Consider the following 12,966-nt stretch of genomic DNA (forward strand, 5'->3'; position numbering starts at 1 on the left):
TTTTTAGTCATCCATATAGCCTAGACTTCTTAACGCCCGTTCATCATCAGCCCAACCACTTTTCACTTTGACCCAAAGTTCCAAATGCACTTTCGCATCGAATAATCGTTGCATATCCTGTCGAGCTTCCGTTCCAATCGTTTTTAATTTTTGACCCTGATGACCAATCACCATTTTTTTCTGTCCATCACGCTCAACTAAAATTAATCCATTAATTTCATAAGTGCCACGTTCATTAATTTTAAACTGCTCAATTTCTACTGTAACGGAATAAGGCAACTCTTCTCCCATAAAACGCATTAACTTCTCACGAATGATTTCTGATGCCATAAAACGTTGAGAACGGTCGGTAACATACTCCTCAGGAAAATGGTGAACGCCTTTGTGTAAAAATTGACGCACAATCGCTTTTAATTGATGCACATTATTGCCTCGCTGTGCCGAAATAGGCACAACCTCTTTAAATGAAAACTTTTCTGTCAATTGCTGAATGAAAGGCAACAATTCATCTTTATTTTTCACATTATCAATTTTATTGATGGCCAACACTACCGGCGCTTTCGCACTGCGTAATTTTGTCAACACCATTTCATCATCATCAGTCCAATGGGTGCCATCAACAACAAAAATGATTAAATCTACATCTCCAATTGCACTACTCGCCGCACGATTCATCAAACGGTTAATCGCACGTTTCTCTTCAATATGAAGTCCCGGAGTATCAACATATACCGCTTGATACGCACCATCCGTATCAATTCCAACAATACGATGGCGTGTAGTTTGAGCTTTTCTTGAAGTAATGGATATTTTTTGCCCTAAAATTTTATTTAATAGTGTTGATTTACCGACATTCGGCCGCCCAACAATAGCGATAAAACCACAATAGGTTTCTTGTTGATTATCTGTTTGATGATCTACTGTCATTATGCTCTCATTTATTTTATTTTCAATGCAGACAAAATTTTCTCTGCCACAGCTTGTTCTGCTTTACGACGACTACTGCCGACGCCTTCAAATAAAGTTTCAGATTGTGGGATCTTACAGGTCACTTTAAAAGTTTGATTATGCGCTTCACCTTTAATTTCCACCACTTTATAAGTTGGCAGAGGTTGACGAATACCCTGTAGATATTCCTGTAAACGTGTTTTCGGATCTTTTTGATTATCGCCAGGCTTAATTTCTGCTAAGCGTTGTTGATACCATTTTAAAACAGTATCTTTCACTTTCTCAAAATTACTGTCTAAATAAATCGCACCAATAATCGCTTCCACACAATCAGAAAGGATTGAGCTTCTGCGATAACCACCACTTTTTAATTCACCCGGTCCTAATTTCAAATATTCACCCAAATCAAACTCTACTGCAATTTGAGCTAAAGTCTGTTCTCTAACTAGAGTAGCACGCATACGACTTAAATCCCCTTCAGCAGATTTAGGAAATTGATGATATAACGCCTCACCAATCGCAAAGTTTAAGATCGAATCACCTAAAAATTCTAAACGTTCATTATGTTCACTTGCTGCACTACGATGGGTTAAAGCTTGTTGCAATAACACCATTTTTTTAAATTGATAATTCAATTTATTTTGTAATCTATCTAAATGTTGATTATTCATAACTATTTAATTTGTTTAAAGAAACGCTCAGTCCGAATACCTCTCGGCCACTCACCTTCTTTTTTATCTAAACTTAACCAAATTACAGTAGCTTTACCAACAATATTTTTTTCCGGCACAAATCCCCAAAAACGGCTATCATTGCTATTATCTCGATTATCGCCCATCACAAAATACTCACCTTTCGGCACAGTCCATTCACCGACCGCATTTCCATCCTGTTTAAAATAATAAGGGTCATAATTAAAACGATCCGGATTCAGTAAAATTTGATGCGTTACTGCACCTATTTCAGTTCGTTCAATTTGAGCATTACCGTGATATACGAATTCCGGATTAGGCTCAACCCCTTCATACTGATAAGTTTGGCTTTCGCAAAGATCCTGCCCACAAGCCGCTGTTACCGTTAAAACACCATTCTGCTGATCGTATTTAATATGATCACCCGGTAATCCGATAACACGTTTAATATAATCCACATTCGGCTGCATTGGTGCTTTAAAAACAATGACATCTCCACGTTTCGGCTCACCTAGCGCAACCCATTTCTCTTGAAAAACCGGATCTTTAATGCCGTACTCATATTTATTAACCAATAAAAAATCCCCGACTCTTAAAGTCGGCTCCATTGAGCCCGAAGGAATTTGGAACGGTTCATATAAAAAAGAACGCACAATTAATACTACTGCCAACACCGGAAATAATGAAGCAATAAATTCCGCACCTTCTGAAATTGGCTCAATTCTCGCTTTTTCTTCATCAGTTAGCTGTTTACCGCTACGTTGTTCCGCTCTGGCAATTTGACGTTGACGTTTCGGCTTCAACACAAAACGTTGATGACACCAGAAAATACCTGATAACACCGAGAACACAATCAACAAAATGGTGAATGTGTTCGGCAGTTGAAAATAATCCAATACTTTCCACAGGATAAATCCAACGACTAACAAAATAGGCAAGAAAAAGTTTGACATACTTGCTCCTTATTTATCTTTTCCAACGTGTAGAATCGCCAAAAACGCCTCTTGAGGGACTTCAACATTACCAAGTGATTTCATCCGTTTTTTACCCTCTTTTTGTTTCTGTAACAGTTTCTTCTTACGGCTGACATCCCCACCATAACATTTTGCCAACACGTTTTTCCGTAACTGTTTAACCGTTGAGCGCGCGATAATATGGTTGCCAATGGCTGCCTGAATTGCAATATCAAATTGTTGGCGAGGAATAAGCTCTTTCATTTTTTCCACCAACTCTCGACCACGATAAGGCGCATTATCTTTATGAACAATCAAGGCTAAAGCGTCTACACGCTCCCCATTAATCATTATATCTACTCGCACCATATCTGCCGCTTGGAAACGTTTAAATGAATAATCCAAAGACGCATAGCCACGCGAAGTTGATTTCAAACGGTCAAAGAAATCCAACACCACCTCACCCATTGGCATTTCATATGTCAATGCCACTTGATTACCGTGATATACCATATGCGTCTGTACACCACGTTTCTCAACACACAGAGTAATTACATTACCAAGATATTCCTGTGGCAGTAACATATTACATTCAGCAATAGGCTCTCTGATTTCAGCAATATTATTAATTGGTGGCAATTTTGCCGGACTATCGACATATAATACTTCTCCGTTTGTCATCGCCACTTCGTATATTACTGTCGGTGCAGTAGTAATTAAATCTAGATCATATTCTCGCTCCAAACGTTCTTGGATAATTTCCATATGTAATAAACCCAAGAAGCCACAACGAAAACCGAAGCCAAGCGCACTAGAATTTTCCGGTTCATAAAATAGCGATGCATCATTTAAACTTAATTTTCCTAATGCATCTCGGAATGCTTCATAATCATCGGAACTAACAGGAAATAAGCCTGCATATACTTGCGGTTTTACTTTTTTAAACCCCGGTAATGGTTTTAATGCAGGATTAAATTGTAATGTCAAAGTATCTCCTACCGGTGCGCCAAGAATATCTTTAATACCACAAACAACCCAGCCAACCTCACCACACGATAATTCATTCTTATCAACCTGTTTAGGTGTAAAAATACCTAATCTATCAACACCATAACTTTGACCGGTGCTCATTACTTTAATCTTATCACCTTTCTTTAAGGTTCCATTTTTTATACGAACTAAAGAAACCACACCTAAATAATTATCAAACCACGAATCAATAATTAACGCTTGTAACGGCGCTTCAGGATCACCTTGTGGTGCTGGAATACGTTTAACAATTTCTTCCAATACATCCTCAACTCCGACGCCAGTTTTCGCCGAACAACGAACTGCATCAATTGCATCAATCCCGACAATATCCTCAATCTCTTCCGCCACTCTTTCCGGATCGGCTGCCGGCAAATCAATCTTATTCAAGATCGGCACTACCTCAAGATCCATCTCAATTGCTGTATAACAATTCGCCAAAGTTTGAGCCTCAACGCCTTGTCCAGCATCAACCACTAATAAAGCTCCTTCACAAGCTGCCAACGAACGGGAAACTTCATAAGAAAAGTCCACATGCCCGGGAGTATCAATAAAATTTAACTGATAAATTTCACCATTTTTCGCTGTATAATTTAAGGTAACGCTTTGTGCCTTAATAGTAATGCCACGCTCACGCTCTAAATCCATTGAATCTAATACTTGAGCTTCCATTTCACGGTCACTTAAACCACCACAAATTTGAATAAGACGATCTGATAGAGTGGACTTGCCGTGATCGATATGAGCAATAATTGAGAAATTACGGATATTCTTCATAAATGGATAATTTTAATAAAATAGTTGATTAATCAAATAAACCGCAAGATTTTACAAGAAACTAGCAAAAACTGCTACAAGAAAGGAATTTGTCAACAATATATCAAAAATATGGCAGGAATAGTCCTGCCCTTAACTTAACATTTTAATAATAAGAATGTTCACCACGTTGGTGTTCTGTAACATCTTTTACACCTGTCAGTTCACCTTCAAATTGTGCCAATAACTGTTTTTCCACACCATCTTTCAATGTAACATCAACCATTGAACATCCATTACAACCGCCACCGAATTGAAGAATTGCTTCGCCTTTATCAGTAATTTCAATCAAAGTAATACGTCCACCGTGATTTGCCAACTGCGGATTAATTTGTGTTTGAATGACATATTCAACACGTTCAATTAATGGCGCATCATCCGCTACTTTACGCATTTTGGCATTCGGTGCTTTTAAAGTTAATTGTGACCCCATTTCATCAGTCACAAAATCAATTTCCGCATCCTCCAAAAACGGCAAACTTAACTCATCAACAAACGCTGAAAATGTTTCATATTTCATTTCATGGTCTGTTGCTTCAACTGCTGATTTCGGACAATAAGACACCCCGCATTCCGCATTCGGTGTACCCGGATTAACGACAAAAATACGGATATTTGTTCCCTCTTCCTGTTGATCAAGCAATTTACGAAAATGTGCCTGTGCTGCATCGGAAATCAAAATTTGCTGCATAATTTATTTATCCCTTTTGTTAATACTTGACTGATATAGTCAGGAATAATACGCTTAATCCAAATTTTTTTCTACTCCCTATGCTCAATTAAACCAAAAGAGAAAATCATTTTTGTGTTCTACATAATGCCCATACTTGAATTTCTTCTATTCCCTGTTGTATTAAGCAGCGACAAATTGCATCCATTGTCGCCCCTGTAGTGATTACATCATCAATCAAAGCAATCCGTTTTACCCGTCCGTAAAAATTACGTTTTAAAACAAATGCCTGTTGCATATTTTGCTCTCTTTGCCAGCTATTTTTGCCTCGCTGTGTCGAGGTAGCACGTTGACGAATAATAGCATTCTCTAAATAGGGAATATTCAACCAGCGACTTAAATATCGAGCTAACAATGAAGATTGATTATAACCGCGTCCCCACTGTCTTTTATGATGTAACGGCACCGGAATTAACAACTCCGGCAATTCTAATTGATGTGTTCGTCTCGCTTCTCTAACAGACAATAACAGCAATCTTGCTAAACTTCGATCCAACCAATAATCTTGCCGAAATTTAAAACGATAAATAAGCGATTTCAACGGTTCTTCAAACGCCGAAACAAATACTATTTTTTGCCATAACGGCGGTGTTAATAAACAAATACCACAACGTTGCCGATTCTCTGGTAATTTTGTACCACAACAACCACAATAATGAAATTTCTTAATCTCTTTATAACAAAATGAACAAAGTCCGTGCGTCGCAATCTGCAAGCGTCTTCCACACTGAATGCAACAAAAGTCAAAAATATTATTTCGCTTCATTCCATTATCTTAATCAAAATCCTTAACTATGAATGAGATAGTGATAATTTTTGTGAAGAGGATCGAGAAATAAAGAAAAACTGCTAAAATTAACACTCTTTTCATTATTCCAAGGCAAGTTATGACAAAACCAGACATTAAAATTATCTTTTTCGATATTGACGAAACACTTTACGTAAAAAATAAAGCTATTCTGCCTGCCAGCGTACCAAGCGTTATCCGCAGTTTAAAACATAAAGGCATTATCCCGGCTATCGCCACCGGACGAGCAAGATGCGCATTTCCGGAAAAAATTGATCAATTAATTAAGCAAGAAGGTATCGAATTATTTGTAACCATTAACGGCCAATATAATAGTTATAAAAATCAAGTCATTAGCAAATATCCTATTGCTACAACAGAGATTGAAAGAATTATCCATTTTTTACATACACACCAAATAGATTATGCTTTTGTCAGCAATGAAGCCATTGCAGTTTCTAACATTACGCCACAATTAAAAGAGGCACTTGATCCTATTACTACCCGATATTTTATCGACAAAGACTACTATAAAACGCACGACATTTATCAACTTTTACTTTTCTATCCTGAATCACAAGACCAATTTATCGCCGACTCAGGCATTTTAGGTGAACAATTTAAAACTGTCCGCTGGCACGATTATTCTGTAGATTGCCTTGTTGCAAGCGGCTCCAAAGCGAGCGGTATCGATGCCGTCGTCAACCATTTCGGCCTTACGATTGATAATGTTATGGCGTTCGGTGATGGCTTAAATGACATTGAAATGATAACCCACGTTGGCACAGGTGTCGCGATGGGCAATGCCCACCCCGAACTGAAAAAAATTGCCGATTATGTCACCGAAGATATTGAACACGATGGCGTTCTCAAAGGCTTATTGGCTTTAGGTGTGTTAAATGAAAAGGATTTAATTTAGGAATAGTAAAGTGGCTTAATTTTTCTTACAGAACAAATAGTTAAGCCACTTATAAACGTTTTCTTTTTAATTAAAACATTGATAATGCTTGTTTAACAATATCCTCCGCAGTGAGTTGGTACTCTTTTTGCAAAAAATCGACCGTTCCCACTTGCCCATAACGCTGTTTTATCCCTACTCTCCTCATTGGCACAGGACAATATTCAACTAGCACTTCGGCAACTGCCGAGCCTAAACCGTTTTCAATACTATGATTTTCACAGGTCACCACTTTTCCTGTTTTTTGGGCAAATTTCACTATCGTTTCTGTATCTATCGGTTTTAAGGTGAACATATCAATTACGGCTGCGGAAATTTGATGCTGTTCAGCTAAAATATCCGCCGCTCTTAACGCTTCTGCAACCATAATGCCATTAGCAATTAATGTCACATCCTTTCCTTGTTGCAAAACTTTTGCTTTACCAATAACAAATTCCTCGTTGTCAGAATAAATTTTAGTTGCCTGCTTACGAATGGTTCTTACCCAATAAAATCCTTTTAACGAAGCCAATTGACGCACAATACTTTCCATCATTGCTGCATCCGTCATTTCCATTACAACAGTAGAAGCTAATCCCCTAACAATACCCATATCTTCGAATGACATATGCGTACCGCCATTATGTGCTGAAGTAATACCAGCATCGGAAGCAATCACTTTTACATTATTTTGTTGGTAATCCACTGACATAAACAGTTGATCCAAGCATCTACGGCTAGCAAAAGCGGTAAAAGTATGAAAAAACGGGATATGTCCGGCTATCGACATTCCTGCTGCTAAACCGATACTATGCGCCTCCATAATGCCACAATTAATCACATGTTTCGGATACAACTTCTGTACTTTATCCATAGACATAGAGCTCATTAAATCTGCTTCTAAATCAATGATTAAAGGATTTTCTTGGATCAATTCAGCCATAGTAGAGGCATAAACTGCTCTCATTTCCAGAGTATCTTTCTCTAAATTACGCATTCTTAACCTCCAACTCTGCAATGGCCTTTTCAATCTGTGCCTTCATTTCATCATTTAGTCTTAAATGATGACTATTTTGCAAACCTTCCAAATAAGGCACGCCTTGTCCTTTCTTCGTGTTTAGAATGATAACTTTCGGTTTGTCTTGTGCTGGTTCAGATAAAATTCGAGCCAACATTTGTACATCAGCTCCATCAACGGCAAGGCAATTAAAACCAAACGCAGTAAATTTCTCCTGCAAATTAAAAGGAGCTATGATCTCTGTTAAAGCTCCATCCAACTGCATTTTGTTGTAATCCACCATCACAGTGAGATTAGTTAAACGATGATGAGCAATAAATTGAAACGCTTCCCAACATTGCCCTTCATTTAATTCACCGTCCCCCACTATACAAAATGTTCTGTTCGGCAAATTTCTTAATTGATGAGAAAAAGCAATTCCGCTAGCAATTGATAAACCTTGTCCCAAAGAACCGGTTGTCACATCAACACCAAGTGTTTTCAAACGATCCGGATGACTAGGTAACAATGTGCCATTTCGATTGAGTGTTTTTAATTGCTCTAATGGGAAATATCCCTTTAATGCTAATGTACTATATAAAGCAGGGCCTGCGTGTCCTTTTGATAACACAAAATAATCTCGCTCATTCCAATTTGGATTTTTCGGATCAATTTTCATCACCTTTCCATATAATGCAGCAAGAGCCTCTACCACAGACAAACTACCGCCGAAATGACCAAATCCTAAATTCATCAACATTTTTAAGGTTTCGATTCGGATCTGATTCGCAAATCGGGTTAAATCAGTTTCCATTCTCGTCTCCTTAATGATTAATTTTCTCTTTTTTTAGATAGTTATATGCCACTAATACAGCAAATAATCCGACAATCACTACAGTGATAATGTTTTTATCCCAATAATTAGCCATATTTCCTAAGATAATCCCAATGACACCAAAGTCCGCATCGGAGAAAGTCGTATTTGAGAAACCTAAACTTCCTAATACTGGTAATAGGAATACAGGTAAGAATGTAATTAATATACCGTGTGCAAATGCACCTAGAATTGCACCTCTTCTTCCACCCATTGCATTACCGAATACACCAGCTGTCGCACCACAGAAGAAGTGAGGAACCACACCAGGTAAAATAAGAACCCAGCTAAGCTGACCTAAAATAAACAACCCAACTAAACCACCAACAAAACTAGATAAAAAGCCAATCAATACCGCATTTGGTGCATATGGGAAAACAATCGGACAATCTAAAGCGGGTTTTGCATTCGGCACTAATTTTTCAGAGAAGCCGGTAAATGCCGGCACAATTTCTGCCAGAATTAAACGAACACCTTGCAAAATGATGAATACACCTGCTGCGAAAGTTACCGCTTGAATAAGCGCATAAACTAAATAATTTTGTCCTGCACTGAATTTTGTTTCAATAAACTCTGGGCCACTAGCAATCGCTAAGATGAAATATATCACCATCATTGTAAGAGAAATGGAGATGGAACTATCACGTAAGAAACTTAAATTTTTCGGTAAATTCATCTCTTCAGTAGACTTTGAGCCTTTGCCTGTCCATTCACCAATAGCACCAGCCAAAACATATCCCACTGTACCGAAATGACCAAAACCCACGTCATCACTGCCGGTAATATGCTTCATATAACGGTGTGCAATATAAGGGAAAAATGCCATTACCAACCCTAAAGACAATGCACCTACAAAAATAAGCTGAACGCCCTCAAACCCGGCAACAGTTAAAATAATACCAATCATACAAGCCATATAGAAAGTATGGTGACCCGTTAAAAAGATAAATTTCAAACGAGTAAAACGCGCAATAATAATATTGGCAACCATACCAAATGCCATAATTAATGCTGTTGCTGTGCCATATTTTTGTAATGCTAATGAAACAATTGCTTCATTATTCGGAATAATACCTTGCACATTAAAAGCGTGTTGGAACATATCACCTAGCGGAGTTAATGATCCTAATAAAACACCGGCACCACCACCTAGCACAATAAAACCTAAAATAGTTTTAATCGTACCTTTAATAATGTCCGGTAATGCTTTCTTTTGCGCAACTAAACCGACCAAGGCAATAAGTCCAACTAACACCGCCGGTACTTTTAAAATATCTAAAATAAAGAAAAGGAAAGCGTTCATAATAAACTCCTTCTAACATTAATTTTTTTGAAAATAGGCTGTAAGTTTTTGTTCATACTCCGCCAAACTTACAATATTGGTCACGACAATTAATTTATCTTCTGCAATACCGCTACTTGCTGCAATGTCTTTTGCCATTACAAAAACATCTGCATCATTCGGACTGACAGAAGCGAGATCGGTATGTTCAACTTCCGCCTCAATTCCCATTTTTTTCAACACTTTCTTGATGTTCATTTCCATCATAAAGCTGCTGCCTAATCCAGAACCACAAACTGCCATAATTTTCATCATAAACCTCCGAACTGTTACTATTGAATAAGAGAAAAAATTTCATCTATTGTTTTGGCATTGATAATTTGTTTTACCTTATCATCGTCGCCTAATAATTCTGCTAATTCTGAAAGTACAGAAAGATGAGCTGTACTATCTATTGCTGCCAACATCACAATTAAATGTACTGGATCGTTTTCATCCGAACCGAAATTCACGCCGGAAGAAACGACTAATAACGATAATCCTGTTTCAATTGCCCCATCTTCTGGTCTGGCGTGAGGCATGGCAATCTGCGGAGCAATCACAAAATAAGCACCGAGTTCCTCATATAAACGGAAAATATTATCGAGATAACGCGGCTCAATAATCTTCTCGCTAAGCAATGGTGTAGCACACAATTTCACTGCTTCTTGCCACGAAGTCACCTTTTCTATGCGTTGCAAATGCTTTTTTGGTAAAAATTGTTCTAACATAGTGCCTCCTTAAATCTTGTTCATAATTGCAGTCTAGAGGAGCTTTAATTTTCTATCAATCACCAAATTTCAATTTTGTGATAGCGCTAACATTTTATTTTTTCGAAGGAAGAGAATGGTATACTTAGCCCTATTATTTTGACTCTATTTCACTCATTATGACTGAACAAAAAAGTAATAAATCTCGCCGCAGTACAGGGAAAGTAACTTTAGCTGATATCGCCAAAAAAGTGGGAGTTGGTGCAATGACGGTTTCCCGAGCAATTCATAAACCAGATTTAGTTTCTGAAGAGTTAAGAGATAAAATTCAACAGACTATTCAGGAAATGGGTTACATTCCGAATGTAGCAGCAAGAAATTTGGCAAGTGTCAACTCCAATAATATCGTAATTGTTACAACATCATTAATTGCCACTGAGAATACACTTATTCTAGAAGGGCTACAGAGGGAATTACAAACCGCTAATGTACAACTTCTGTTTCTTCTTACTGAAAAAGACAAAGATTGGATCAACGAAGCAATTCAATATTCCCCTGAAATTATTGTTTTATTAAATATGGAATATGATGCCAATCAAGCACAACGACTAAAAAGTCTTAATTTGCCTCTCATATCCATTGGCGCACACAAAACTGACGGTTTAGGTATCAACATAGGCGTTGATATATCACAAGTCATTCATCTGTTGGTTTCGCATTTATTACAAAAAGGAAAACAAGAAATAGGTTTACTTTGCGCCAGTCAGCAACTTTCTATTTTCCAGCAATATATGAAAAGTTGGCATAATGCTTGTTTACAACACGCTATTAATCCTCATCTTGTTCTACACAGTGCTAATCACGCTTCTTTCAAAACAGGTGCACAACTTTTCAATGAGGCATTTTTACTTTGGGGGCGAATAGACGCTTTTATCTGTTTATCTGATGAAATGGCTTGTGGCGCACTATTTGAAGCTCATCGTCGTCATATTAATATTCCTTATGAAACAACAATAAGCAGCATAGGCGGTTTAGAAGTTAGTGAGGTTTGTTATCCAAAATTAACAACAGTTGTTATTCCTTATAAAGAAATGGGCATTTTAGCCGGGCGAACTGTAAGGCGATTATTCAATCAACAAATAGCCTATAAACCGGATAGTATCCTTGTCCGCAGCCGACTTATTATAAGAGACAGTACTTAACTTACTCTCACAATCGTTCTACCGTATAACTGATGATCGAGCATCTTTTTAGCATAATCAGGGGCATCAGCTAAAGGGATTTCACGCGTAAATCCTTGTAAATAATCGTCACCTATCAATTGTGCTAATTGTTGCCAAACAGCAGTACGTTTTTCGAGCGGAAAATAAACTGACTCCACTCCTTGCAATCTCACATTACGCAATATAAACGGCATTACTGTGGTTTGTAGTTGATAACTTTGAGCTAATCCGCAACAAACAACACAGCCGTAATATTGAACACGACTTAATAAATTTGCCAAAATATCACCGCCAACAGTATCAATCACACCGGCAAATTGTTGTTTTTCTAATGGACGACTTGGCTGTGCAAAATGGGAACGATCATAAATTTTCTCTGCACCGAAATCCAAAAGTTGTTGATAACGCTCCGTATTTCCTGAAACGGCAATCACCGAATAGCCTAATTTATGCAATAAATAGACTGCAATTGAGCCGACACCGCCGCTTGCACCAGTCACAATAATTTGCCCTTTATCAGGGGTAATTTCAGCCTGTTTTAACGCATTCACGCACAACATTGCAGTAAAACCTGCCGTTCCTAATGCTATCGCTTTATATTCTGTAAGCGTTATCGGAAGTTTCAACAAATGTTGTGGTTGTACATAGGTATACTCCGCCATCGCACCGAACTGCAATTCACCATAACCAAAGCCGGTAACCAACACTAAATCCCCCACCTTAAACGCCGGATCATTGCTTTCGGCAACACTGCCGACCAAATCAATGCCGGGAATGAATGGGTACTGTTTAATAATCCGACCGGATCCGCATAATGCCAATGCATCTTTATAATTCAACGCTGAATAATGCACTTTAATTTTAATACCTTTCCGTTGTGCTTCTGGGAAAAATTCCGAATCGATATTTTCAATTTTTGCCTGAAAAGGTTGATTTTCCGCTTGACGTA

At 37.9% G+C, this 12,966-nt stretch carries 14 protein-coding genes; 2 read left to right on the forward strand and 12 right to left on the reverse strand.

Annotated elements, in window-relative coordinates; genetic code table 11:
• Positions 1–3: 3 nt before the first annotated feature.
• The 6 genes from era to P375_RS11365 form a co-directional block, all read right to left on the reverse strand.
• Entirely contained in the window at positions 4–927 is a 924-nt protein-coding gene (gene era / locus P375_RS11340) for a GTPase Era (protein WP_039086300.1), read from the reverse strand.
• An 11-nt stretch (positions 928–938) separates the two neighbouring features.
• Complete coding sequence (gene rnc / locus P375_RS11345; protein ID WP_039137131.1) at positions 939–1,619, reverse strand: ribonuclease III; 681 nt, start codon at positions 1,617–1,619, stop codon at positions 939–941.
• Positions 1,620–1,621: 2 nt separating this feature from the next.
• Positions 1,622–2,593 carry a signal peptidase I gene (gene lepB, locus P375_RS11350; protein ID WP_039137133.1) on the reverse strand — a complete coding sequence of 324 codons (972 nt, stop codon included), beginning with the start codon at positions 2,591–2,593 and terminating at the stop codon, positions 1,622–1,624.
• Between the two features lie 9 nt (positions 2,594–2,602).
• Complete coding sequence (gene lepA / locus P375_RS11355) at positions 2,603–4,399, reverse strand: translation elongation factor 4 (protein WP_039137134.1); 1,797 nt, start codon at positions 4,397–4,399, stop codon at positions 2,603–2,605.
• A gap of 145 nt (positions 4,400–4,544) precedes the next feature.
• Complete coding sequence (gene nfuA / locus P375_RS11360) at positions 4,545–5,129, reverse strand: Fe-S biogenesis protein NfuA (protein WP_039137135.1); 585 nt, start codon at positions 5,127–5,129, stop codon at positions 4,545–4,547.
• Positions 5,130–5,235: 106 nt separating this feature from the next.
• A complete protein-coding gene (locus P375_RS11365; protein WP_039137136.1) occupies positions 5,236–5,934 on the reverse strand; it encodes a DNA utilization protein GntX in 699 nt (232 codons plus the stop codon).
• Positions 5,935–6,055: 121 nt separating this feature from the next.
• Here P375_RS11365 and P375_RS11370 point away from each other — a divergent pair, with 121 nt between their 5' ends.
• Positions 6,056–6,874 (forward strand): Cof-type HAD-IIB family hydrolase, encoded by an 819-nt coding sequence (locus P375_RS11370; protein ID WP_039137137.1) that lies wholly within the window; start codon positions 6,056–6,058, stop codon positions 6,872–6,874.
• Positions 6,875–6,944: 70 nt separating this feature from the next.
• Here P375_RS11370 and P375_RS11375 read toward each other — a convergent pair whose 3' ends face one another.
• Genes P375_RS11375 through P375_RS11395 form a run of 5 tightly spaced genes read right to left on the reverse strand, consistent with a single transcriptional unit; the run spans position 6,945 to position 10,815 of the window.
• Positions 6,945–7,889, reverse strand: coding sequence for a transketolase family protein (locus P375_RS11375; RefSeq protein ID WP_039137138.1), 945 nt, complete (start codon positions 7,887–7,889; stop codon positions 6,945–6,947).
• Positions 7,882–8,703, reverse strand: coding sequence for a transketolase (locus P375_RS11380; protein ID WP_039137139.1), 822 nt, complete (start codon positions 8,701–8,703; stop codon positions 7,882–7,884). The genes P375_RS11375 and P375_RS11380 overlap by 8 nt, the downstream gene beginning before the upstream one ends.
• Before the next feature lie 10 nt (positions 8,704–8,713).
• Positions 8,714–10,066, reverse strand: a complete 1,353-nt coding sequence (locus P375_RS11385; protein ID WP_013745980.1) for a PTS ascorbate transporter subunit IIC — start codon at positions 10,064–10,066, stop codon at positions 8,714–8,716.
• 18 nt (positions 10,067–10,084) lie between these two features.
• Positions 10,085–10,357: a PTS sugar transporter subunit IIB gene (locus tag P375_RS11390; RefSeq protein ID WP_013745981.1), complete on the reverse strand. Its 273-nt coding sequence runs from the start codon at positions 10,355–10,357 to the stop codon at positions 10,085–10,087.
• Positions 10,358–10,377: 20 nt separating this feature from the next.
• The gene (locus P375_RS11395) at positions 10,378–10,815 is read right to left on the reverse strand and encodes a PTS sugar transporter subunit IIA (RefSeq protein WP_039137140.1); all 438 of its coding nucleotides are present in this window, start codon (positions 10,813–10,815) and stop codon (positions 10,378–10,380) included.
• 158 nt (positions 10,816–10,973) lie between these two features.
• Here P375_RS11395 and P375_RS11400 point away from each other — a divergent pair, with 158 nt between their 5' ends.
• A complete protein-coding gene (locus P375_RS11400; protein WP_039137141.1) occupies positions 10,974–11,996 on the forward strand; it encodes a LacI family DNA-binding transcriptional regulator in 1,023 nt (340 codons plus the stop codon).
• Here the strand turns inward: P375_RS11400 and P375_RS11405 are convergent.
• On the reverse strand, positions 11,993–12,966 hold a 974-nt coding region (locus tag P375_RS11405; protein ID WP_039137143.1), incomplete at its 5' end, for an acryloyl-CoA reductase. The genes P375_RS11400 and P375_RS11405 overlap by 4 nt on opposite strands.

Source organism: Gallibacterium genomosp. 2, from assembly GCF_000771895.1.
In the GTDB taxonomy this organism is placed as follows: Bacteria; Pseudomonadota; Gammaproteobacteria; order Enterobacterales; family Pasteurellaceae; genus Gallibacterium.